This is a genomic window from Chloroflexota bacterium (assembly GCA_016235055.1).
In the GTDB taxonomy this organism is placed as follows: Bacteria; Chloroflexota; Anaerolineae; order JACRMK01; family JACRMK01; genus JACRMK01.
Window position 1 is genome coordinate 77,116 of record JACRMK010000051.1, and the last position, 23,788, is coordinate 100,903.

Below are 23,788 nucleotides of genomic sequence, written 5' to 3' on the forward strand. Positions count from 1 at the left end.
AAGTTGGCGCGATTGGCTTAGCGGCCTGCCTGTACCGGCACGGCTTCAACCGGCACGTCTTTGCCCATGCGGCCCAGTACAAGGACGACCCACGCGAGGACAATGGCATAGACCACGGCGTCCAGTCCGTACACGAAACGGAGATTGATGCCGGCCAGCGCGCCGAACAACATCGGGCTGACGGCATTGCCGATCAGCGTGGCCGAGGTGAGCAGACCGAACCCATAGCCGCGGATCTCATTGGGGATGACCGTGCCACCCAGGGTAAACGCCAGTGTGACCGATCCGCCGGCGAACAGACCGAGCACAATGCGCCATAGTCCGAACTCCAGCGTTGACCCGGCCAGCGCAATCGGAATGCAGGCCAGCATGCCGGCGGCCAGCGTCACAAAAAGCATGCGGCGCGGCGGGAACTTGGCGGCGAAGCGCCCCACCATCGCGGCTGACAACGTGATCGCCACGGCCGCCGCCGAAATGATAAACCCGCTATAGGTGGCGGCACTGGCGCTGTTGCCGCCCTCCAGCAGTGTGACGAACAATGGCATGATCGGATTGAACGACTGGTCCACCATCTGTACCAGAAACAGAACGACAAACACGGCCAGGAATGAGGGCACACGCAGCAACTGGCCGAGCGACATGCCGTCACCGCGTTTGGCCGCCTTGCGCGTTTCCGCCGTTTCGCGGTAGGCGAACGTCATTAGCATGAACGCCGATACCGCCAGCGCGCCGCTCACGATGAACGACTGGCGCATGCCGACCGTGTCGGCCACGATGCCGCCAAAGGCGGGCGCCACGGCCTGGCTGAACGACCGCGCGCCCTGAATCATTCCGACCGCCTGTCCGGTGCGCTCGCGCGGCGTGATCGACGTGATAAGCGCCATGCCCATGGCATTGACGCCACCGAGCAGCCCCAGCAGCACGCGCAGTCCCAACAGATGCCAGACGGACTGCACGAAGGCCATGCCGGTCAGCACGAAGATAATCGTGAACAGTGCGCGCTGAACCATCGCCTTGTAGCCAAAGCGGTCGGCCAGCGAGCCCCAGAACGGGCCGGAGAAAGCGCCGAGCAGCGGGGTAATGCCGAACAGAAAGCCGTTCCACAGTGCGACCTCGCGCATGTCTTCAATGCCGAGTTCCCGGTGGATATACAGCGACAGAAACGGGCTGACGAACGAAAATCCAACGAAAGTGATGAAGATCGCCAGCGTGACGACGTACTGGTTCCACTGCCACGCTTCGCGGCGGGGCTTGGGCGCGTTCATGGGGCTATTTTACGCCCGTCCGCCCCGCAATGCCAGCGCGCGCGCGGTTGCATGCAGCAATTCTCAATTTGGCTTTGTACGGGTACTTTCCAATGCCGCTTGCGATGCGCTGGCTCTCAGGCGCTTGTCACGCAAGCTGATCCGCCGAAAAAGTGGCGCTGCCCTCCCCGTTAGCTTTTCCCCTTCTCCCCCGCGCGCGCGGGGGAGAAGGGGCAGGGGATGAGGGGGCATATTGGCAGCCGACTCCAAAATGAGAATTGCTGGGTTGCATGCCAGCGTTTGTACCCCCACGGCACACCATCATCCGGCATGCTGACCGGACCCTGCCCCGTCCTTTCGCTGCGGGCATCCGAGGCTCCTTCGTCATTCCGCAAGAGCCGGCACGGGGCATCCGCCTTGGCAGTTCGGGTATAATGTAGCCGCAGAACAATCTTTGGCCCAACGGCCTGTCCGCCACCGAAAGGAATAACTATGCCAATAACCGCAGCCGAACATGCCGCGCTTGTCGAGAAGGACAAGCTGCAACTGCATCCGCTCCAGCACCCGAAAGCGCACGCCGACCCGCTGATCGTCGAGCGATCGGAAGGCGTCTACCTGTATACGACCGACGGCCGCAAGATCCTCGATGCCATGGCCGGGCTGTGGAACGTCAATATCGGGTATGGCCGCAAGGAGTGCGCCGAGGCCGCCTACAAGCAGATGCTCAACATGGCGTACACCTCGAACTACGTTGGCATGAGCAACCGCCCCTCGATCGAACTGGCGGCGCGCCTGGCCGGCTACGCGCATCCGACGCTCAACCACACGTTCTTCACCTCCGGCGGTTCCGAGGCAAACGACTCAGCGTTCAAGACCGCGCGCTACTACTGGAAGCGCATGGGCAAGAAGGACAAGTACAAAGTCATCGCGCGCAAGAGCGCCTATCACGGCATCACGCTCGCGGCGACGTTCGCCACCGGCGTCAGCCGTTATCACGAGATGTTCGGACCGGCGATTCCGGGCTTCATCCACGTGCCCGCGCCGTACCCGTATCGCTACGAGGGCGACATGAAGCCCGGCGAGACGGTCGGCCAGGCGGCCGCGCGCGCGGTCGAGGAAGCGATCCTGCGCGAAGGACCGGATACGGTTGCGGCGTACATCGCCGAGCCGGTGATGGGCGTCGGCGGCGTGATCATCCCGCCGGACGATTACTTCCCGCTCGTGCGCCAGATCTGCGACAAGTACGACGTGCTGCTGATGGTGGACGAGGTCATCAACGGCTTCGGCCGCACCGGCAAACGCTTCGGCATTAACCACTGGAACCTGCGCCCGGATATCTTGTCGTTTGCCAAGGGCGTCACGAGCGGATACCTGCCGCTCGGCGGCATCCAGGTCTCGGACGCAATCATGGACGCCATCAACAGCGCGCCGGAGAGCGAGTCGTGGATGCACGGTCACACCTACTCCGGACACCCGGCGTCGTGCGCGGTCGGGCTGGTCAATCTCGATATCTACGAGCGCGAGAACCTGGTCGAGCATTCGCGGCTGATGGGCGAGAAGTTGCAGGCCGGACTAAAATCGCTGATGGTCGACTTCCCGCAGATCGGCGAAGCGCGCGGCATCGGACTGCTGTGCGGCATCGAGTTTGTCAAGGATCGCAAGACCAAGGAGCAGGACCCGGCCACGGCGGCCAAGGTCGCCAACGCAGCGCAGGCGCGCGGCATCCGCGCGCGCTCGGTGCCAAACGCGACCGTCGCGTTCTCGCCACCGTTGACCATCAATGAGGATGAGATCGACCAGATCATCAAGACGTTCGCCGCGGTGCTGGATTCGATCTAAAGATCAAACCCTTCGGGTCTTCAAGACCCGAAGGGTTTTCCATCTCCAGAACCGCGAAGCACGCCGGCACCTACGCGCCCGCCGGCCGCCGCAGCATCGCCCAGTGCCCGATCTGCGTGCCGGGAATCGTCCCGTGCTCCACGACTTTGAAGCCGAAGTGCTCGTAGAGCGGCACATTGCGCTCGGTCTGCGCCTCCAGGAAGCACGGCACACGCTCGGCGTCAAGCCGGGCCAGCATCGCGCGAATCAGAGCGCCCGCGTAACCTTTGCCCTGCCGCGCCGGGTCGGTAGCGATGGGCGACAAGTGCCAGTGCGGGAAACCCGCCTGGCGCGCGTGAATCTCCCCCGCCCAGCGGATCGCCCTCTGCATGCGCTTGCGCGCGGCGGAGCCGGCCGATAGGAACACCCCCAGCCCGCCGGTGCGCAGCATACGCCCAAACGTCATGTGATCGTTCTGCGAGGGAATCCAGATCGCCGCTGCTTCCATACCCGGTGACGATGCGTACACTTCGCCGGCGAGCAGGCCGTAGCGCAGCCGGAAGCGAAACATCGCCGGGAGCATGCGCTCGCGGTCGCGGTCGGCGGGAAAGAAGTGGCAGTACAGTGGATCGCTGTGGAAGGCGCGCGCGAACATCCCGGCGGCCTGTTCGACATGCGAGGCATTCAGCCGGACGAAGTCTGCCAGTTGTGGAATGTCGGATGCCATGTGATTCCTCCCGGTTGCGCTGCGCTGAATAACGGCGCTGCATCGATTGCCTGACGCGTCAGCATACGCCGCAGCCAACAACGAACCCTGCGTGAGCGGCGTGGTCCATCGCCCCGATTCAGTACTTGAGCGAGTGCCCCCACGCCACAAGACGCCGCTCAAAACCAACCCACGATAGCTTCGCCACAGCATAAGGAAGAAAGCCAGCAATGTCAACAGCCACGCGCCGATCGAATCGAGCACGGGTCCGCTCACCGTCATCAACGCGACCGTCACCTCCAGAACATGAATCTTGGAACTACCGAGTCTGATGAGACGGTGCTATACCGCCAGGCGCTCGACGATCAGGTTCAGGTAGCCGTCCACGCGCGCGCGCCAGCCGCCGTCGATGAATGTTGTCGCATCAAACTGGTAGATCACGCTGGGGCCGGCCACCGTATCGCCCGGCTGCAGCGCTTCGCGGTCAAGGTGCGCCGCGCTGTACGACACAGCCGCCCGCGAAGGCTGCACCGCTACCACACGTGGCTTATCGGTCTCACCGACCGCTTTGACGCGTAGCGTCACGAACTCGACTGGCAGTTTTTCATCGGCGTGACCAAAACGCTGCAGGTGCGCCGCATGGAACCGGCTGAGCGTCGCCGGTAAATCATCATATGGCACGGTCAACTCATACGACTGCCCTGCGTAGCGCATGTCGGCACCGAGCTTGAGTGACAGCCGGCCGGCCGGCACGTCCTCGGCGGCCATCGCGTCGCGCGCGCGCTTGACCAGCGGCGCATAGAGCCGCGCAACGGACTCGCTGTCTAGTTCGGCCGCACGTTTGAGGGCGCTCGCCGAGAAATCTTTGACGAGATCGGCATTGAGCATGCCGAGCGCCGACAGGACGCCGGGATAACGCGGCACCAGCACCCGCGGGATACCCAGCGCTTCGGCGAGCGCGCACGCGTGCAGTGGCCCTGCACCGCCAAACGCCACCAGTGTGAACTCGCGTGGGTCGTATCCGCGCTCGACCGAGACGTGCCGGATGGCGCGTTCCATATTGGCGTTAACGACCCGGATCACGCCGTGCGCGGCCGCCGGCGCGTCCACGCCCATTTGCGCCGCGAGCGGTTCGAACACCTGCGCTGTGGCCCCGGCGTCCAGTCGCATGCGCCCGCCGAGGAAGCGACCGGGCGCGATGCGGCCCAGCATCAAGTTGGCATCGGTCACCGTGACCTGCGCGCAGCCCCGGCCGTAGCAGGCCGGTCCCGGATTGGCGCCGGACGACTCCGGCCCCACACGCAGCGCGCCCCCGGCATCGATGCGCGCCAGTGAGCCGCCGCCCGCGCCGACGGTGTGAATGTCGAGGATCGGCAGGCGCATCGGGAAACCGGCGATATTGCCCTCGTTGGTCTCCTGCGGCTGGCCGGTGCAAAGCGCCACGTCGGTGGACGTGCCGCCCATATCAAACGTGATAATGTGATCGAACCCGGCTGCCTGCGCGACGGTGAACGCGCCTACGATGCCGCCCGCCGGGCCCGACAGCGCCAGCCGCGCCGCCACGTCGCGCGCGGCGGATGCTGAAATGCTGCCACCGTTCGACTGCATGATGCGTAAGCGGCGGCCCGCCAGCCCGGCCTCCAGATTGCCGACGTAGCGCGCGACGACCGGCGCGACATACGCATTGATGATCGTCGTCGACACGCGCTCGTACTCGCGATACTCCGGCAGAATGTCGGACGACAGCGACAGCCATAGCCCGCTATCGCGCAGGGCATCGCCGACCATGCGCTCATGCGCCGGGTTCACGAAGGAAAATAACAGGCAGACGGCCACCGACTCGATGCCGCCTGTTCGCATGCGTTCCAGCGCCGGCGGCAGTTCGGCCGGATCGAGCGCGCCGAGGACCGTGCCCTGGTAGTCAAGCCGCTCGCCCAGTTCGATGCGCCAATCGCGCGCGACAAGCGGCGCGGGCTTGGTCTGGTGAAAGGCGTACAACAAGGGCCGGTTCTGGCGGCCGATCTCGATGACATCGGCGAAGCCGCGCGTCGTGATCAGCGCGGTGCGCGCGCCCTTGCGTTCGAGCAGCGCATTCGTCGCGACGGTGGAACCGTGGATGATCTCACCATCGGGCGCCAGCGACAACTCGCGCACACCCTGCAGAAGCGCGCGCGACGGGTCGTCCGGCGTCGACAGCAGCTTGTGCACGATCAACTCTTGACCGCGCCGCAGCACGAAATCGGTGAACGTGCCGCCAATATCCACGCCGAGCAGCTCCACGGGGGTGCGGTTATCTGCCATAGAACCAGATCACGATCTCCGGTGTGATTTGCGCTTCCACCCATGCGGCGGCCAGCAGCAGCGGCACGACAATCAGGATGAACACACGCAGGAAGTCGGCCAGCGCCGAGAGCAGGCTTTCGCCCGCGGTCATGTTCGCGCGCGGCGAGATCAGCGACGCGCCCATGTGCAGCGCCAGCGCGGTCGCCAGGATCGCAGCCGGCATCTCCAGGATGCCGTGCGGCAATATGAATGCCGTCAGAAACTGCCATGGGTTCAGTCCACCCAGCGCGACGGCGCCGGCCGCATAGCCGATGATGCCGACCGGCACCATCAGCAGAATCAGCGCGAGCGACCCGAATGAGAACAAGCCAAGTAATCCGGCAGCGGCCAGCGAGCGCACATTGTTGAAGAAGATCGCACCCGTTTCCAGCCGCGGCAGCAACCCCATGGACGGCGCATCGTCCAGCATCCGCCGGAACTCCGAAGCCGACAGATCGCGCAACTGGATGGCGCCCTCGGGCAGTCGATAGATGTTGGCCGCGACCGCCCCAAGCAGCCCGGTCAGCAGCATCAGCCCGACGGTCACGATGATCGCATTGCGCGTGCGCGACAGGATGGCGCCGAAATCGCTGCGATAGAAGCCTCGGAATGAGAAATGTGTGCGGCCCTCTTTGAGGAAGCGCCAGAACGTGCCCAGCAGGCCGCGCACATGCAGCTCGTCCATCTCGCGGGCCAGAATCTCCTCGCGATTGAAGAGCCGCAGTCCCATGCGCCCGACGATCAAGTTGGCGACGAGCAGTCCCGCCATGACGTGCCAGAGCAACTCGGAGCGGTTGTTCAGCAGCAGCAAGCTCTCGACCTGCACCAGCAGCGTCATCGGCACGATGATAAACGATGCCAGCAGATTCGCGGCGCGAATGCTCGTCGTGTGCGACGAGACGACCACGGCACCGGACACCATGACCAGCGATTCGAGACCGGTCAGCAGGCCGATCTGGGTAATCATCCAGAACGGTACGTCCAGTCCCTTGAGCCACTTGAGGCCGAGCACAAACTCCGTGATCGCCAGGTACGAGCCGAGCAGCGGCAGCGCCATCGACGCAAGCAGTTTGCCGATATAGAGTTCGATATCCTCAATCGGCATCGACAGCAGCGGCTCCAGGCTGGCGCGCTCCTTTTCGCCCACAAACGCTTCGAGCGCGATCACCAGGCAGAACGAGATCGGGAAGAAACCCACGATCATGATGGAGAACGGCACGAGCGTGATGAACAGTGCATCCTGGTCGAAGTTACGCGCGTACTGGAATGCCACCTGCGCGATGCCGAGCATGAGCCACGGAAATCCAAGCGTCAGCAGGCCGATGGGCAGCAGGATGCGCCAGTCGCGCAGGCTGTCGCGCAGTTCGCGGCGCGTGATGATCAGGGCATTGGCGAGCATGGCGGGCGAGATCACTGCTCCACGATCTTGAGGTAGACGTCTTCAAGGCGGCGCTCGACCTCGCTCAAAGTCACAACGGGCACGCCCAGCGCGGCCAGTTGTGCCAGCACCGCTGGGTTGGCGCGCTGTGGCGTCGTGGTCCGGTACCGGAACCAGTCCGGCCCCTGCGCCACCACCTCTAGCGCCCCGAGCCGTCCGGTGATGCCGTCCAGTGCGCCCGCGACGCGCACTTCCATTAGCGGCTCGCCGAGCAGATCGCGCTTTAGTTGGTCGGCCGTGCCCGATGCGATGACGCGCCCGCGCCGGACGATGGCGATCCGGTCGGCCAGCATTTCCGCTTCCGGGAGATTGTGCGTGCAGAGCAGGATCGTGCGCCCCAGCCCACGCAGGTCGGAAATGGCGTCGCGCACCTGTTTGGCGCTGTGCGGGTCCATGGCCGAGGTCGGTTCATCGAGGAACAACATGCGCGGATCGTGCAGCATGGCGCGGACGATCGCCGCCTTCTGCTTCATACCCTTGGAATACGTGCCCAACCGCCGCTCGCGCGCCTCCCAGATGCCAAAGCGCATCAGCAGTTCGTCGGCTCGCTTCCGGCAGAGCGCGCGATCCATGTGCTGCAACTCGCCGAAAAAGTCGAGGTACTCGACGGCGTTCATGCGCAGATAGAGGCCGGGCACCTCCGTCAACAGACCGACGGCATGCCGCACCGCGCGCGCCTGGCTGACGACGTCGAACCCGCACACGCGGGCGGTACCGTGCGTCGGCTTCAGTATCGAAGCGAGCATGCGCACCGTGGTGGTCTTGCCCGCGCCGTTAGGACCCAGCAGGGCGAGGATCTCGCCTTCGGCCAGCGCCAGGCTCAGATCGTCTACCGCCGCGAAGTCGCCAAACCGCTTGGTGAGGTTATTGGCTTCTATCAGCATCGGTTATACTGAAATTCGCGGGGCGCACACGCACCCGAGCGGCCCGCAGTGAATTGTCATGTTCTCGGTCATTATAGCACACGCCCGATGGGCGTCCATGGTTCTCTTGGTGCTGTCCAGGGCTATTTCAAAGCCCGTGCGGGGCCTGCCCCCATCCCAACCTTCCCCCGTTCGCAATCCCAGCGAACAGGGGAAGGAGCATATTCCCTCTCCTGCGACGCCGGTTTTGCGTCGCGGGGGAGGGTTAGGGTGGGGGAGGCATCAACTTTGGGAAAGCCCTGTGGTGCTGGCGCTTGCTGTTGCGCTGGCCGCTTGTACGCGCGGCGATCCAGCCGCCTTGTCTGCGCCAGCAACTGCGGTCCCCGCGCAAGTCGAGCCGGCGATCGCGCCAGCATCGGCAACGCCTGTGCCCTCCTTCACGGCGACCACGGTGCCGACGCCGACGGACACGCCAACAGCCACCGCGATGGCGACTGTGACCACCAGCCCGACTCCGACAGCCACGCCGCGACCCGCCGCGGCCACAGCGTCAGTCACTTTGCCGCCCAAGGTACAGTTGAATGTCGCGCACGAGTACCAGAAGTGGAACAACTGCGGGCCGGTGTCGCTCGGCATTATCACGACATACCTTGGCGTGCCGCGCACGCAGTTCGACATTGCCGATTTGATCAAGGGGAACGAAAAAGACAAGAACGTCCGTCCGGACGAGATGCAGGCTTACCTGACCAGCCAGGGACTGAGCGCCATCGTGCGCGTCAACGGCACGCGCGAGCAATTGATGCGGCTGGTGGCAGCAGGCCTGCCCGTAATCGTGCACCAGTGGCTGGCCAAGAGCGAAAGCGATCTGGTCGGCCACTTCCGCGTCGTGCAGGGGTACGATCTAGCGACCGGCGTCTTCATCACCAGCGACCCGTTCACGCCGCCGCGCAAGGCGTATTCGTTCGCGGACTTCGAGGCGTGGTGGAAGCCGTGGAACCACCGCATCATCGTGGCGTACAAACCCCAGCAGGAGCCGGCTGTGCGCGCGGCGCTGGGCGACGACTTCGACGCGCAGGCCAATGTACGGCGCGCGCTCGGCGCGGCGAGCGCCGCCGCGCAGGCCGCCCCGCAGGATGCCGCGCAGTGGTTCAACCTCGGCGACGATCGGCTGGCTGCCGGCGATGCACGCGGCGCGGTGGAAGCATACGACCGAGCAGCCGCGCTCGGCATGCCGCCCAACTTTGCCTGGTATAACTTCGGCCCCTACGACGCGTTGTTCCGCACCGGAGCTTATCAGCGCATCCTCGACCTGACCACGCCGCAAATGAAGAACCTGGACCCGATTGAGGAAGTGCACGCCTGGCGCGGTCGCGCGCTGCTGGCGCTTGGACAAAAGGACCGCGCGCGCGACGAATTTGCGGCGGCGGTCGAGTTGAACGCCAACTTTCGGGAAGCGAAGGAGTTGCTGCAACAGGCGTCGCGCTAGCGCCCGCGCGTCTGCCCCCAGACGTACCACACGCGTTGGACCGCCGTGAACGTGGCAAGCACGGCGATCACGGCGTTGGCAATCGTCATTTGCAGCGACAGCAGGCCGATGATGATTACCACCACCCGCTCGAAGCGCGTGAAGAACCCCTCTTTGCACTGTACGCCAATCCCCTCGGCGCGCGCGCGCGTGTACGAGACCAGCAGCGAACTGCAGATCGCCCAGTAAATGATGGCCTGGTCAATCCACGAACCTTGCAGGTAGACGGCCATACCAAAGAAGATCGCCACTTCGGCCCAGCGGTCGAGCGTGGAGTCCAGGAACGCACCGAATGCGCTGATGCGCCCGGTCGCGCGGGCCACTGCGCCATCGAGCGAGTCGAGCGCCAGTGCGACAATCAGCAGCAGCCCGGCCAGTTGCGGGAAGCCCAGCGCAATCACGACGGCATTTATCACGACTGCCGTAAAGCCGATTACCGTGAACACATTGGGCGACAGGCCGGTGCGCGCAAGCGTCGTGCCGACGCCCTGCATAACCCCACTCAGCAGGCCGCGCAGGCGCTCCGAGATCACCGCGCGCCTCCGTTGCGGCGTGGCCGCCCCAGCGAAAAGCGTGAACGGTGCGCTTCCGGCGCTTTCTGCTCGCGCGCCTCGATGCAGCGCTCGTAGAGTTCGAGCGTGCGCTGTGCCACGTTTTTCCACGAGTACTGCTTGACCGTCTCGCGGCCCTGCGCGGACAGCCGCGCCCGCAGCGCCGGATCGCGCAGCAGCAGGGTGATCATCTGCGCAAGCGCCGGCTCGTCGCCCGGCGGCGTCAGCAGGCCGTCCACCCCGTGCGTGATGACGCTGCGGTAGCCGGTGATGTCGGATGCCACTAGCGGCGCCCCGGCGGCCAATGCTTCGACCAGAACGTAGCCGAACGACTCGAAGCCGGTCGACGGCGCGCAGAACACATGCGCGGTGCGATAGTAGCGCGGCAGTTCGTCCGCCGCGACGTAGCCGACGAACCGCACGTCGCGCAGGCCGTTGTCGCGCGCGTAGTGCACGAACTGCTCGCGGTCGTCCTTGTCATACGCGCCGACGACAAGCAGGCGCGCATCCGGCACCTGTTCCTTGATCTGCGGGTAGGCCGCCAGCAAGTGCGGAAAGCCCTTGCGTTTTTCCAGCCGGCCCACAAACAGGATGTTCAGCTTGCCATCCATGTATTTCTCGATCGGCGCGATGGACGGGTCGCCAAAGCGCTCGATGTCCAGCCCGTTGGGGATGATCTCGTACGTGGCGGGGAAGTAGCGCGAAACAAACTCGACGACCGGCCGCGAGACGCACGTGCGCGCGTCGAGCCGGCTCATCAGGCGCTGCAGAACCGGCCGCGTGGCGGCGTAGCCCATGTAGCTGTCGTTGTCGCGGTAGGCGTGAAACGTGCCGATGGTCACACCGTGCGCATGGCGCAGCACGAACACCGGAAGCATTGGCACCAGCGGCTCGTGAATATGCACCACATCGAACTGCTCGTCATGCAGGATGCGCTTGATCCGACGGTAAAGGCTCAGGCTCAACGTGATGCGTGCTTTCGAGCCGCTGATTCCGACGGGCACGACGCGGTCGCTGACGATCATCACGTTCTCGCCGACCTTGGTGTCGTCGGACGCCGGCGCCAGGATCTTCACCTGGTGACCCAGCGCGCAGAACTCCTTCTCAAGTCCCGCGATGTGCGCGCCAACGCCTCCGGCCACGGAGTGATCGTACGGTGACACCAAAGCAATTTTCATGGGCTAGATCCAGGTCGAGTGAAAAGCCATCCACTGGCCGGGGCGCGCGCGGATGACATATTCCAGCCGCGCGGCAAGCCGGCGCATGTTCTCGCGGGCGTCGGCGTCGGCGTCACGGGTCGAGACCAGTGCCATGGCTGGCTCAACTTCGACGCGAAAGCCGCCCGCGTGGTCGCGCCAACCATAGGCAAGGATCAGCGCGGCGCCGGTGCGCGCGGCAAGCCTCACCGCGCCATCCGGCAGGCGGGCGGGACGGCCAAAGAAGTCGAGCACGGCGCCGCTGCCGGTCACGTCGCGGTCGGCTGCGAGCGCCACCACGCCGTTTTCCTTGAGCCGGCGCACCAGCTTCATCAACTCATCCGTGTTGACAATGTCAACGCCCTGGCTGGCGCGCAGTTCGCTCATCATGCGCAGCACGCCCGGATTGTGCATGCGCTCGACGAGCATCATGAACCGCATGTACGGATAGAGGGATGGCACCTGGATCAGCGTTTCCACATTGCCCAGGTGCAGGGTGACCAGAATGACGCCGCGCTTGCGTTCCAGCGCCTCGGCGATGCGCTCAACGCCATTGATCGTCATGCGGGCGCGGATCGCCTCGCGACTGTACGCCGGCATGTGGAACAATTCGTAGTAGTTTAGCGCCAGCGTCTGCGACGCCTCGATGCCGCAGGCGCGCACCTGCGCCGGCGTCGCGTCTGGTCCCAGCACGTGCCGGAGGTTGTGCTCGGCCATGCGGCGGCGGCCAGGCACCACCCAGTACAGGACGACGCCGATAAGCCGGAAGACCGGATAGGCGATGCCATCATGCACATAGCCGAGCACCCACGCCAGCAAGCGCAGCCCCCAGTAGACGATCATCGACCGGCCTCGGGAGCCGATGCCTCAACGCCCGCGCCCTGACGCGCCGGCGCGCCTTCATCCACAGGCCATATCGGGCGGAATATGTACCACTGGTCCGGGTAGCGGCTGATCGCATCCTCCATCTGCCCGGCGATCGTCTGCATCGTCTGCCGCACGAACGCATCGCGATCCATCGCCAGGTCAGGGTAGATCGCCGGGTACGGGTAACCGTGCACGGCGCCCTGGTCATCGATCGGCGCAAAACCAAAGATGACCGGCGCATTGGCGCGATACGCCACCAGCGCCGGGGCCGCCGGAAAGTACGCCGTCGCGCCGAAGAAGCGCACCGGCACCGCCTTGTGATCGTAGCGCGCGCCGAGATCCACAAACATGCCGAGTATTTCGTTGTTGCGCAGCGCGTTTATGATAGCGCGGGCCGCATGCGTATACGGCACGAGCGTCACGTTGTGTCGTTTGCGCGCGTTCACCAGCCAGTCGAACAACTGGCGCGGGCGCACGACCTCGGCCGGCAGCGTGAGCGGTGCGTACTGGCGGGCCAGTTTGACGCCCGCCAGTTCCATGTTGCCAAAATGAATCGACGTGAAGACGACCCCGCGCCCCCGGGCCAGCGCCGTGCCAAATTCGCCGGTGTCATGCAGAACTACCCGGCGGTTCAACTCGGCTTCCGTCAGGTACGGAAAGCGCATGACTTCCAGCGTGTAGAAGCAGAAGTTGCGCATCGACCGGCGCACAGTGGCCTGCACGGCCGGATCGGAGGCCGGCTTGCCGAGCACCCGCGCGTAGTTGTCCGCCGCATGGCGTCGCGAACTCCGCATGAGTGTGAAAACGACCGATCCGAGCAGACCGGCCAAGCGGTAGCAGACGTCGAGCGGCAAGCGACCGACCAGGAAGCTGGCCACGCGCCAGCCAACGTACACGAGAATCATGATGGAGTTGCTTGAGCGAAGGATCCGGCGGACGGCTGCCGTTGCAGCCGCCCGCGTCAACACGCCGGACCGATCAGCCCTTGATGAACTCTTCCACCATGTCCAGGGCCGTCGCGTCGTCGTACTGTATCGGCGGCGACTTCATGAAGTACGCGGCCGGTCCCTTCAGCGTCCCGCCCTCGCCGCGATCCAGTCCGATCTTGGCGCAGCGCACCGCATCGATGACGACGCCCGCCGAATTGGGCGAGTCCCACACTTCAAGTTTCAATTCCAGATTGAGCGGCACGTTGCCGAACGTTGTGCCCTCCATGCGGATATAGCACCACTTGCGGTCTTTCAGCCACGGCACAAAGTCGCTCGGGCCCACGTGCACGTTCTCAGCGCCCATGTCGTAGGGCAGTTGCGAGACGACCGCGTTGGTCTTGCTGATCTTCTTCGATTCCAATCGCTCGCGTTCCAGCATATTGTAGAAGTCGGTGTTGCCGCCGAAATTTAGCTGGTATGTCCGGTCGAGCCGGACGCCGCGATCTTTGAACAGGTTGGTCAGCACACGATGGGTAATCGTCGCGCCGACCTGCGACTTGATGTCATCGCCGATGATCGGCAGTCCCTTCTCTTTGAAGCGCGCCTGCCAGTAGTCCTCGCGCCCGATAAAAACCGGAATGCAGTTAACAAAGGCGCAACCGGCCTCCAGCACCTGCTCGACGTACCACTTGGTCGCCATTTCCGAGCCGACCGGCAGATAGTTGACGACCACATCGGTCTGCGTGTCCTTGAGGATCTGGACAATGTCGGCCGTGGAACCCGGCGCCTTGTGGATGACTTCCTTGAGGTATTTGCCGAGGCCATCATGGGTCATGCCGCGGTGCACCTTCACAGCCTGGTCCGGCACGTCGGCGAACTTGATCGTGTTGTTGGGGCCGCTGAAGATCGCCTCGCTGAGGTCCTTGCCGACCTTCTCGGCGTCGATGTCGAACGCAGCGGTGAACTCGATATCGCCGACGTGATAGCCGCCGAGCACGCTATGCATTAGCCCCGGCACAAACGCATCCACCGGCGCATCCTGGTAGAACTGCACGCCCTGCACCAGCGACGACGCGCAGTTGCCAACGCCAATAATGGCAACGCGCACCTTCTTGCTTTTCGACGCCGCCTTGGCGGCTTTTTTGTTGCTCTTCGTGTCAGCCATCGTTCTCCTTTCGAACCCGTCCGGGACCATGCCCGGGCTATGCTGTGTGATTAAATGATTGGTTAACCAGATAGTCGAATTAGCGGTTCGGGACGGAACAGATCGAGTTCACGCGGCCGGACCAACTCGCGGACCGATCCCTCGCCCGGATTGTAGCGCGCGCCGTGCACGACCACCACCGGCCGCCCTTCGCCGCTCTGCCCCATCAGCAGCGATGCGCCGGCCGCAATCTCGTCAGCCGGCGCGATGACCGTATGCTGTAAATGAAAGCCGAACAAGTCTTCCTCGCCGCGCGCGTCGCGCAGCGCCTGCATGCCCGCCAGCCCGATGGTCGTGCCGATCACGCCATCGCGAAATGCGCGGCCATGTGTGTCGATGATGAGCACGGCCAGTTGCTTGCCCGACAGCGCCTGCAAGCGCGCGCGCAACAGGCGCGCCGAGGCGTCCGGGTCAACCGGCAGCAGGCTGACGACGATCTCGTCGCCGTCCGGCTCGATGTTGGACCGGTCGATGCCCGCATTCGCGCAGATAAAGCCGGTGCGCTGAGCGACGACGATCAAGCCGCGCCGCATCTTGAGGATTTCCGTCGATTCGCGAATAATCAGCTCATCCAGTCGCGGGTCGTGCCCGGTGATGGCCGCAACGTCCGTGGCGCGCGCAGACGGTGTCACATCCTTGAGGCGCACCAGCCGCCCCTCGCTCTTGCTGACTACTTTCTGCGCGAAGACGATGGCGTCGCCATCGGCCAGTTGAACGCCTGCCGCGCTGGCTGCCTCAAAGACGACACGCCCCAGATCATCGCCCGGACTGATCAGCGGAATGCCGGGCACGGCCGTATAAATGACTTGCAGTAGCTCCACGCTCGCCTCTCCGTGTCGCTCAAACAGGCAGACCGGTAATGCGTATGCCGGCGCCCTTAACCTTGTACTTGATGTTGACGGCAATCAACACCGCCGTCAGCGTCTCAACCGCCACCGCGTTGGCCAGCGTGCCCGCATCGAGCGCGCGCAGTCCCGTCTGCTGGATCAGGCCGATGACGCTTTCGCGCGCCGCGCGGTCGCCCCCGCACACCAGCACGTCGCTATCGATCGGCCCCTCGCCTGCCAGCTTCTCCGGGGAGATGTTCTGGAATGCGGCGATGACCTTCGTCGTTTCACCGAAGAACTGCTGTAACTCCGCCGTGATCGACCCGGCCGGCGGCGGTTTTGCCTGGCTCTTGCGCTCGGGTGACAGCGCCGACGCGATATTGATGACGATCTTGCCAAGCGCCGCTTCGCGCACATCGTCGATGATCGGCTGCATGCCATCATACGGCACCGATAGTAGCACGACGTCGCCCTGGGCGGCCGCGTCGCGGTTGGCTGCGCCGCCGGCCAGCGCGCTGCCGAGGCGGGCATTCAGCGCCTCGGCAGCGGCGGCGCCACGCGCCGCATCCCGAGAGCCGATGATTACGTTCACGCCGGCGCGTGCAAACCGTTGCGCCAGCGCGGTGCCTTGCGTGCCCGTGCCGCCAATGATCGCCAGTTTCATGCGTATCCTCAATACCGTGTTCGCCCTTGCATGGCGCGATTGATGTTTGGGAAATACTGTTTTGTGTTGAGCATGTCGCCATCTGTGTAAGTATATCAGATATCGAGCGGATGCCGTCGCGGCGCGCGCGCCATTGGGATGCGCCGGAGTGTTGCGTCCCACGGCAAATTGCTGGCCAGCACGTAAAGACAGGTCTCTGACCTATCCGAGTGGACGAGTCAGTGACCTGTCGCTTCAACGTTAGCGCGCGGTGCGCCAACCTGTCGCGTGGGTACGCGAACTGCTCTAGCGGCCAAGCATGCCCGCGATGCGGGCTGCCTGCCCGGCCTCAATGGCTGCCAGATTAGCCCAGCGGTGAGCGCGCTCCAGCGAGTCGGCCGTCGCGAGGATCAGTCGCGCGTAGGCAAGGGTGCGCCCAACCGGTCCGGCAAGCTTGACCGACTCGACGACCGGCCCGGCGGCAATCGCAGCCGCAACCGCATCATAGCCCCGGCGGGGCGCCGATTGCCAGACGCCAACGTCCCCGATCAGATCGCGCACCACAGCTTGATCCCCCGGGCGGCCTTCACCATAGACGAGCAACGCCCAGCCAGCCGGCCATTGCGGATTGCCCACGTCGGGGGCGGGACCGGGCACGCGCTCGCCGGGCAGCACGCCCTGCTCGATACCGGCGTCACCGGCGTACCACCGTCCGTATGGGCCGACCAGAACATTGGTTGCGTTCTGCGCATGGCTTTGCACCGCAGCCACGTCGCCGGCTATCGACGCCGCGCCAAGTTCGCGTTCAACGAGCAACAATGCCGCTTGAAGCGAATCCGCCGCGCTATGCGGAGGTTCGGCTGTCACGCTGGCGGTCGCGCTGGTGGGTGCAGCCGGTGTCAGCGCGCGGGACGGCGTCGGAGTCCCGGTTGTGGCGCACGCCGTCAGTGCCAGCAAGCAGCAAAGGATTGACCATACGCGTCTCATGCATATATTATACCGCGCCACAGCAACGGGGGCGCTTGCAAGCGCCCCCGTTGCGTCGTACTCTGCCGAAAGCCCGTTGGCCCGAGCTCGTTAGCGCCCAACCAGCGGGAAATACAATACGGGGTGCACGACGACTACGTGCGCGACCTGTGTCGTGTGCCCGCCTGTCACCATGATCTGTCCGCGCACCTCGCCACCCGGATTGGCTGCGGTGTGGACATTCACATACAGGCCTCCGGCGTACAACGCCGTTTCGTCGGAGGCGCTGAGCGTCACTGCGCCACTGGCCGCGCCGCCCACGGGTGTGTTCAGCGTGTGCGCCACGCCGCCGTTCACGCCGGCTGCGCCGTAGTGAATGTGGGCGGCCGTCGCGCCGACGAGATTGCCGATGCTCAAGGTGTAGCTCAGCACGCGCGTGGTTGGGTTGTAGATAAACGACGCCAGTCCGGTGGCCGCCGAGTTCACGGCGGGCACCTGATTGACGCCCGACAGCGCGGCCCAGACGTCCTCATTCGAGGCCGTGACGGTTATCGTCTTGGGGCCGAGCGTCGACCAGGTGTAGCTGCGCGTGTCGCTGCCGAGACCGAGCACGTTGGCCGCGGTCTGCTCGTCGGCTTGCCAGTAGTAGCGCACCGGCCGGGTCGACGAGATCGGCGCAGCGGTTGCGATGTAGCTGCCGGCGGCGTTCTGTTGCAGCACCGCTGGGCCGCTGACGCCGACACCGGTCAGCGCCGAGCTCGCTAACAGGTATTTCAGGCCGCGGTCCAGCACGGCCGCGCGCTCGGGGGCGCTCTGAATGACCTCGAACGGGAAGCCGAGGAAGATGACTTTGTAGACGCCCGTGTCCACTTGCAGGGCGTCGGGTTTGCCCTTGTCGTCGAGGAACGCCACCTCGGCCGGGAACGTCGGCGTGATCTGATCGCTGTAGTCGGCGGCGAAGCCGGCGGCCGCGTAGTTCATCGCCATTGGGCTCAGTCCGGCGCTGAACGGGCTGGTGATGACCGCCGTGACCGTCAGCGTGCCCCGGTCGTTCTGGCCTTCCGTGCCGTCCCAGTTGATGTGCAGATAGTTCAGCACAAACGGCGTCGTGCCGGCCGACTGATCGAGGATATCCTGGCCGGACATGAAGATGCGACCGCCGCCATCCAGATACGCGGCGAGTTCGCTTTCATAGGGCAGGAGCGGGCCGGGATACGACATGCCCGCAAACCATACGACCGCTTTGTGCGCTTTCAGGTAGTTAATGGGCAACTGGTGGCCCGGCGCCGTCCGCAAGTCGAGGTAGTTGTAGCTATAGCCGCCGGCCGTCAGCGCGGCCTGATAGGTGGCCTCCGAGTTGGGATGCGCATCGTCGTTGTCCACCAGCAGGATGTCGTACGTCACCGCCGTGGTGGTCACGGCTGCCGTGGCTTCGACTACCGGACTGTTGTCGGACGACGCATGTACCGTGGCAACGTCCCAAAATGCGTTGGGCATGCCGGCCGGTACGGCTACTTTGACCAGCACGCTGGCCGTGGCGCCTGCGCCGATGACCGGCGTGCCGCCGATCTGCGTCGCGCCGGTGGAGTCCCAGAACGAAACCGCCCAACTGTTGCCTGTGCTAAGCAGCGTGAAGCTGTCGTTCAGGTAGCCGTTGTTTTGGATGGTAAAGGGATAGAACAGCGACTGGCCGCTGCGGGCGCCGTCCATTTGCGTGAGCGGCAGCACCGCTACGCCCGCGCTTGGCGCCAGGGTTGTGATGTGCGGACTGCCGTAGACCGGCGCCACTTCCGTTGACGACGCGAGATAGTTGTCGTTGGTGATGGTCGAACCGGTGGTCACCGCGCCGCCCGACGCGATCTGCACGGTGAACGTCACGGTGGCGCGACCAGGCAGGACGCCAATGCCGAGTGAGCCGCCCGTGGCAACCGTCGTCGGTGGTGCGATGAGCGGCACGTTGAACACAACATTGGAGCCGGTCAGCGCGCCGCCCGATCCGGCGGCGACGAAGGTCGTGTTCGCGGGAATCTGGTCGGTGATGACAACGTTGGTGGCCGTGACATTGCCGTGATTCTCGACCGTCACCGTGTACTGCAGCGTGCTGCCGGGGCCGACCGGTGTCGCGCCGGTCTGCTTGCTGATCTGCAGCGCGGGCAGCAACGTGGAGCTATCCGTCAACGACCACGCGCCGCGTCCGTGCGTGCCCGCCACTATCTGGCGTGTGTATGCGTTCAGCGCCAACTGCCAGATGGCGACAACCGGGAAACCGGAGCCCAGCGGCGACCAGAGGCTTCCGCCGTTGGTCGTGACATACGGGCCGATATCGGTGCCGATGTAGATCGTCTGCGGATCGGCCGGATCGAGCACGACCGAGTTGACGGGAATGTCAGGCAGGTTATTGCTAATGTCGGTCCACGACTGCCCGGCGTTCGTGGTCTTGAAGATGTGCCCGGGCTGCGACGGGGTCGCGGCGTTGAAGCCATTGAATCCGACGTAGGCCACGCGGTAGTTGGACGCGTCCACGGCGATTGACGCGATCGGCCGATTCGGCGTGCTGACGCCGACCTGATCAAGCCGTGTCCACGTCGGTGTACCCGCCGTCGAGTTGGTGGACAGCCAGATCCAGCCTTCGTCCGTGCCGACGTACAACGCATTGGCGCCGGCCGACTTGCCGAACGCGCTGATGTAGCAGCCGCGCGCGCCGTTGGGTGCCGTGCCCGTGCAGCCGGACGTCAGGTCGCCGCTGACGGTGTTCCAGTACACGTCGCCGGCATTGGCCGTCTTGGCGTTATCCGTGCGATACACCCGGTAGGTGCCCAGATACAACCGCGCCGGATTGGCCGGGTCCATCATCCATGGAATGTAGAACTCCGAGCGATCGGTGAGATCGAGGCCGCCCCGGATGAACTCGTTGCTGGTGAATCCTCCGGAGTACAGCCCGCCGCCGTCCGTAAAACGGTAGGTGCGGATGCCATAGTATGTGCCGTAGACGAAGTTGGCGTCAGTCGGATCGATCAGGACCTGGCCGCCGTCGCCGCTGCTGACGTCGTACCAGGTTGCGCTGCTAGTCGATTTGCGCAGGGTGCCGTTGTCTTGTGTGCCGCCGTAGAACCGGTTGGCGACCGCCGGGTTGGTGGCGATGCTGGTGAACTGGCCCAGCGCGAGTCCGCTGCGGCTGTTGACCACGGCGGTCGCTGGGTTCACATTGCCGTTCAGGTTTACCCACGATGTCGCATTTGGCGCGTCGCCCGGGTTGAGCCGGCCGCCCTGCGCCGCCGTCGACCAGACGCCGCCGTCGTTGCCGATGACCAGATACGACGGATTGTCCTTGCGAATCGCGATCGCGTGGTAGTCCGGGTGCAGGTTAAAGCCCAGATCAACCCATGTCGTGCCGCCGTCGCGTGAGCGATAGATGCCGCCCGACCCGTTCGTGTAGTCGTACAGACCCAGCGCGTACACCGTGTTGGGATCGCCAGGGTCGACGCCGATCACGTTGTCGTACGTGCACTGCGAACCGCAGTAGTTGTCGACGACAGCCGTCCCGACTAACGACCAGGTTCCGGCATTGTCCGTTGACTTGTAAACGCGCGAGGGAACCTTCGTTATGCCGCTGTAGTACTCAAAGCCGGCGTAGAGCGTTGCGTTCGTCTGAGTGGCCGGGTGGCTGATGCCGAGCGCGATGCGCGACGGGGCGGTCGCGTAGTCCCCGGTTGGCAGGCCGGTCATCGCCGTCTGCCAGGTCAGGCCGCCGTCGACCGTCTTCGAGATGCCAGAGCCCAAAATCGAGGCGTAGACCACGCTCGAGTTCTGCGGGTCCATCACCAGGTCGGTCACTCCGCTCATGACCAGTGGACTGGTTGAGACGGTGAGCACCGCCGACCAATTGATGCCACCATCGGTGGATTTCCAGATGCCGAACGGCATAGCGGCGGTCGGCGGGCTGGTGCGGCGCTCGCCGCCGCGCCCGCGCAGGGTGCCAACGTAGAGTGTGTTCTCATCCGAATTGTGAACGACCAACTTTGAGATGGAGGTAGCCGTGAAGTAACCGGCCGCGCTGATCTTGGTGAATGTGCCGCCGGCGTTGGTGGACTTATAGATGCCTTCGCCGAAGTACGAGTCACCCGAAAGCGCGCCCTCGCCGGTGCCGACGTACACCGTGTCTTCGTTCGACGGCGCCAGCGCCAGCGCGCCGATGGCGAGCGTGCCCATGAAGTCGGTTTTGGGCGTCCAGACGCTGGTGGCAGTCGACGAAATCCAGATGCCACCCTGCGCGCCGCCGAGGTAGATGGTGTAAGGGGCTGTCGAGCGAATGGCCAGCGCGCCGATGCGCCCGGTCATGGCGTCGAATGTGCCGTCGCCGCGACCGGTGAGCACCATTGGATTCGGGCCGGCCGTTGCCCATGCGCCGCCGAACGTGCCGGGTGTCTGCGGCGCGCTCGGCCGGCTGCCAGGGCTGCCCAGTTGATCGGCTGCGGCCGCGCGTAGGCGCGCCGCCGCCTGCATGTCAAACGGCACGTTGGGATCGCCGGCCGTGCGGCGCGAGTAAAACGCCCAGTCGCGCTCCAGCGCCAGGCCTTCTTCTTCCTGGTTCAACTGGGCGGGACCGTTCGGGCCACCGGGCACGCTTCCGACTGGCGGCTTCTTCGGCGCGTCCGGATCGCCGCCGTCGACCGGCTTGGCTGCGGGCGGTATTGCGCCCGGCGACGCCTGGACGATTCCAGACCAGAGTGGCACGAACAGTGCAAAGGTCACGATGATGAGCAAAGCGCGATACCAGCGAGCGTGTGTCTTCATTCGCATCCTTTCGCCAGGGGCTATGCAGATTGGCCTCGATACCGCAACCGCTCTCGAGCGTGTGCGACCCGAGAGATTCAACCAAATATGACGCGCATACTAGCACTAATCGGGCGTCTGCGTCAAACGCTTTGGACGGCAGTCAGGGTCGTTCAATAGTCGTAGTGTATGATGAAAATTCGACGAAGCGGGCGCTGAGCTTGTCGAAGCGCCCGCCCCCGCCAACGGCGCGGGGCGAGGCGCAGACGGGGTCGAAGCGTGCGTGCATTTCCATGCCCGTCGACGGCGTTTTGTGCCGTTCAGGGCACGATCGCCAAGTTTGTCAAGGGACTTTTGCTGGTGATTACCCATATCTACCAGACCTCGCGGGTTTTCAAAACCCGCGAGGTCTTGATACGCGCGATCCACGACGATGTGGGTAATCACCAAACTTTTGCATCGCCCTGGACGGCAGTACGGTGGATCAGCTATCCAATAATAGGCGCCATAAAGCCAGCGCAGGCGTTCCGGGCAATCGCTGGTTGGGCGCGCGGAGACCGCGCCCGTACGATGGGGCATACGGCCAAACGGTTGGAGCCTCTGTCTGGTTCGACCGGTGCAAACGTGCTGGGCAGTTCCGGCAGCAGTCAGCGTTTCCGCTGTCGCCGGGGATCTGTGTGTGGAAGCGGTTCGGGTGTCCTAGCGGTTGTGCCGCAGCGCCACCAGTACCCAGACAAAGATCACGGCGTACACGATGGCGTCCAGCCCAAAGGCATAGCGCAGATTGTAGCCGCCGAGTGCGCCGAACACGATCGGGCTAACCGCGCTGCCCATCAGCGTCGCGGAGGTCAGCAGGCCAAAGCCGGCGCCGCGAATCTCCGGCGGGATCACGCTGCCGCCCAGCGAGAACGCCAGCGTCATCGTGCCGCCCGCACACAACCCGAGCAGCACGCGCCAGATGAAAAACTCTGTCGTCGAGCCGCTGAGCGCTAATGGAATACAGAGCAGCGTGCCCAGCACCAGCGTGACAAGCAAAAGCCGCCGCGCCGGTAGTCGTTCGGTCAGGCGTCCAAGCCCCGTGGAGGCGATTGCCATTGCCACGGCCGCGACGGAGATGATCATGCCGCTCAACGAGGCAGCCCGCTCTGCGGAGCCTTCGAGCATCGCGACGAAGAGCGGGAGGATCGGCGCAAACGAGTTGTCCACCGCCTGCACGAAGAACAGGACGAGGGCCAGCGCCAGGAACTCCGGCGAGCGTGCGACCGCGCGCAGCGACATCGGTGGCGGCGCCTGGCGGCGCGTTTCGCGGTCGCGCTTCATGTCGGGTGTCTCGCGAAAGACGGCCGTCAGCAGCGCGAACGATGCAAAGCCGAGCAGCCCGCTGACGATGAACGCCTGGCGCATGCCGACGGAATCGGCCAGCGCGCCGCCGAGCGCGGGTGCCACCGCCCCGCTGAGCGCGCGCGCGCCGTATAGCAAGCCAACCGCCTGGCCGGTCTTCTCCTTCGGCGCGATGGTCGTCAGCAGCGCGATGCCCATGGCGTTGATGCCGCCAAACAAGCCGATCACGGCGCGCCAGAAGAGCACGTGCCATTCGTTCTGCGCGAACGCCATCGCGCCGAGCGCGATTGATACGACGAAGATCGCGCGTTGGAGCATCGCCTTATGCCCGAAGCGGTCTGCCAGCGAGCCCCAGATCGGGCCGGAGAATGCTCCGAGCAGCGGCGCGGTGGCGAAGAGGATGCCCGTCCAGAGCGCGACGGTCGGCATGTCGGTCATGCCGAGCTCGCGGCTCAGGAAGAGCGACAGGAACGGGATGACGAAACTGAATGCGCTGAAGACGACGAGGATGGCAAAGGCGGTGATGTAGCTATTCCACTCCCATGCCTCGAGCTGCCGGAAACGCCTGAACACGC

General features: G+C 64.7%; 17 protein-coding genes. 2 read left to right on the forward strand and 15 right to left on the reverse strand.

All coding sequences use genetic code 11. The annotated features are described in order from the left end of the window. Positions 1-17: 17 nt before the first annotated feature. Positions 18-1,265 carry an MFS transporter gene (locus HZB53_13245; GenBank protein ID MBI5878608.1) on the reverse strand — a complete coding sequence of 416 codons (1,248 nt, stop codon included), beginning with the start codon at positions 1,263-1,265 and terminating at the stop codon, positions 18-20. A 471-nt stretch (positions 1,266-1,736) separates the two neighbouring features. Here HZB53_13245 and HZB53_13250 point away from each other — a divergent pair, with 471 nt between their 5' ends. Beyond that, a complete protein-coding gene (locus HZB53_13250) occupies positions 1,737-3,083 on the forward strand; it encodes an aspartate aminotransferase family protein (protein MBI5878609.1) in 1,347 nt (448 codons plus the stop codon). Between the two features lie 70 nt (positions 3,084-3,153). Here HZB53_13250 and HZB53_13255 read toward each other — a convergent pair whose 3' ends face one another. The 4 genes from HZB53_13255 to HZB53_13270 form a co-directional block, all read right to left on the reverse strand. Further along, the gene (locus HZB53_13255; protein ID MBI5878610.1) at positions 3,154-3,789 is read right to left on the reverse strand and encodes a GNAT family N-acetyltransferase; all 636 of its coding nucleotides are present in this window, start codon (positions 3,787-3,789) and stop codon (positions 3,154-3,156) included. A gap of 321 nt (positions 3,790-4,110) precedes the next feature. Next, positions 4,111-6,069 carry a hydantoinase/oxoprolinase family protein gene (locus tag HZB53_13260; protein ID MBI5878611.1) on the reverse strand — a complete coding sequence of 653 codons (1,959 nt, stop codon included), beginning with the start codon at positions 6,067-6,069 and terminating at the stop codon, positions 4,111-4,113. Beyond that, a complete protein-coding gene (locus HZB53_13265) occupies positions 6,059-7,489 on the reverse strand; it encodes a stage II sporulation protein M (GenBank protein ID MBI5878612.1) in 1,431 nt (476 codons plus the stop codon). Before HZB53_13265 ends, HZB53_13260 begins: the two co-directional genes overlap by 11 nt. Before the next feature lie 11 nt (positions 7,490-7,500). Beyond that, entirely contained in the window at positions 7,501-8,409 is a 909-nt protein-coding gene (locus HZB53_13270; GenBank protein MBI5878613.1) for an ABC transporter ATP-binding protein, read from the reverse strand. Between the two features lie 409 nt (positions 8,410-8,818). On the opposite strand from HZB53_13270, the gene HZB53_13275 reads away from it, so the two are divergent. Further along, entirely contained in the window at positions 8,819-9,877 is a 1,059-nt protein-coding gene (locus tag HZB53_13275) for a C39 family peptidase (GenBank protein ID MBI5878614.1), read from the forward strand. Here HZB53_13275 and HZB53_13280 read toward each other — a convergent pair. From HZB53_13280 to HZB53_13325, 10 genes are all read right to left on the reverse strand, one after another. Beyond that, positions 9,874-10,449 (reverse strand): CDP-alcohol phosphatidyltransferase family protein, encoded by a 576-nt coding sequence (locus HZB53_13280; protein ID MBI5878615.1) that lies wholly within the window; start codon positions 10,447-10,449, stop codon positions 9,874-9,876. The two genes, HZB53_13275 and HZB53_13280, sit on opposite strands and share 4 nt — an antisense overlap. Continuing rightward, complete coding sequence (locus HZB53_13285; GenBank protein MBI5878616.1) at positions 10,446-11,645, reverse strand: glycosyltransferase family 4 protein; 1,200 nt, start codon at positions 11,643-11,645, stop codon at positions 10,446-10,448. The genes HZB53_13280 and HZB53_13285 overlap by 4 nt, the downstream gene beginning before the upstream one ends. Before the next feature lie 3 nt (positions 11,646-11,648). Next, on the reverse strand, positions 11,649-12,506 hold the full coding sequence (locus tag HZB53_13290; protein ID MBI5878617.1) for a lysophospholipid acyltransferase family protein: 858 nt from the start codon (positions 12,504-12,506) through the stop codon (positions 11,649-11,651). Further along, positions 12,503-13,435: a hypothetical protein gene (locus tag HZB53_13295; GenBank protein ID MBI5878618.1), complete on the reverse strand. Its 933-nt coding sequence runs from the start codon at positions 13,433-13,435 to the stop codon at positions 12,503-12,505. Before HZB53_13295 ends, HZB53_13290 begins: the two co-directional genes overlap by 4 nt. Before the next feature lie 73 nt (positions 13,436-13,508). After that, positions 13,509-14,624: an inositol-3-phosphate synthase gene (locus HZB53_13300; GenBank protein ID MBI5878619.1), complete on the reverse strand. Its 1,116-nt coding sequence runs from the start codon at positions 14,622-14,624 to the stop codon at positions 13,509-13,511. 62 nt (positions 14,625-14,686) lie between these two features. Continuing rightward, positions 14,687-15,484: a coenzyme F420-0:L-glutamate ligase gene (gene cofE, locus HZB53_13305; protein MBI5878620.1), complete on the reverse strand. Its 798-nt coding sequence runs from the start codon at positions 15,482-15,484 to the stop codon at positions 14,687-14,689. A gap of 19 nt (positions 15,485-15,503) precedes the next feature. After that, positions 15,504-16,154 (reverse strand): NADPH-dependent F420 reductase, encoded by a 651-nt coding sequence (gene npdG, locus HZB53_13310; GenBank protein ID MBI5878621.1) that lies wholly within the window; start codon positions 16,152-16,154, stop codon positions 15,504-15,506. A gap of 285 nt (positions 16,155-16,439) precedes the next feature. After that, on the reverse strand, positions 16,440-17,000 hold the full coding sequence (locus HZB53_13315) for a hypothetical protein (GenBank protein ID MBI5878622.1): 561 nt from the start codon (positions 16,998-17,000) through the stop codon (positions 16,440-16,442). Positions 17,001-17,210: 210 nt separating this feature from the next. After that, the gene (locus HZB53_13320) at positions 17,211-21,893 is read right to left on the reverse strand and encodes a CHRD domain-containing protein (GenBank protein MBI5878623.1); all 4,683 of its coding nucleotides are present in this window, start codon (positions 21,891-21,893) and stop codon (positions 17,211-17,213) included. Positions 21,894-22,571: 678 nt separating this feature from the next. Further along, positions 22,572-23,786 carry an MFS transporter gene (locus HZB53_13325; GenBank protein MBI5878624.1) on the reverse strand — a complete coding sequence of 405 codons (1,215 nt, stop codon included), beginning with the start codon at positions 23,784-23,786 and terminating at the stop codon, positions 22,572-22,574. Between the last annotated feature and the right edge of the window lie 2 nt (positions 23,787-23,788).

Excerpts from the sequence above, each read along its gene's own strand:
- HZB53_13245 (MBI5878608.1), bottom strand. The coding sequence starts at position 1,265 with ATGAACGCGCCCAAGCCCCGCCGCGAAGCGTGGCAGTGGAACCAGTAC.
- HZB53_13250 (MBI5878609.1), top strand. The coding sequence starts at position 1,737 with ATGCCAATAACCGCAGCCGAACATGCCGCGCTTGTCGAGAAGGACAAG.
- HZB53_13255 (MBI5878610.1), bottom strand. The coding sequence starts at position 3,789 with ATGGCATCCGACATTCCACAACTGGCAGACTTCGTCCGGCTGAATGCC.
- HZB53_13260 (MBI5878611.1), bottom strand. The coding sequence starts at position 6,069 with ATGGCAGATAACCGCACCCCCGTGGAGCTGCTCGGCGTGGATATTGGC.
- HZB53_13265 (MBI5878612.1), bottom strand. The coding sequence starts at position 7,489 with ATGCTCGCCAATGCCCTGATCATCACGCGCCGCGAACTGCGCGACAGC.
- HZB53_13285 (MBI5878616.1), bottom strand. The coding sequence starts at position 11,645 with ATGAAAATTGCTTTGGTGTCACCGTACGATCACTCCGTGGCCGGAGGC.
- HZB53_13290 (MBI5878617.1), bottom strand. The coding sequence starts at position 12,506 with ATGATCGTCTACTGGGGGCTGCGCTTGCTGGCGTGGGTGCTCGGCTAT.
- HZB53_13295 (MBI5878618.1), bottom strand. The coding sequence starts at position 13,435 with ATGATTCTCGTGTACGTTGGCTGGCGCGTGGCCAGCTTCCTGGTCGGT.
- HZB53_13300 (MBI5878619.1), bottom strand. The coding sequence starts at position 14,624 with ATGGCTGACACGAAGAGCAACAAAAAAGCCGCCAAGGCGGCGTCGAAA.
- npdG (MBI5878621.1), bottom strand. The coding sequence starts at position 16,154 with ATGAAACTGGCGATCATTGGCGGCACGGGCACGCAAGGCACCGCGCTG.
- HZB53_13320 (MBI5878623.1), bottom strand. The coding sequence starts at position 21,893 with ATGAAGACACACGCTCGCTGGTATCGCGCTTTGCTCATCATCGTGACC.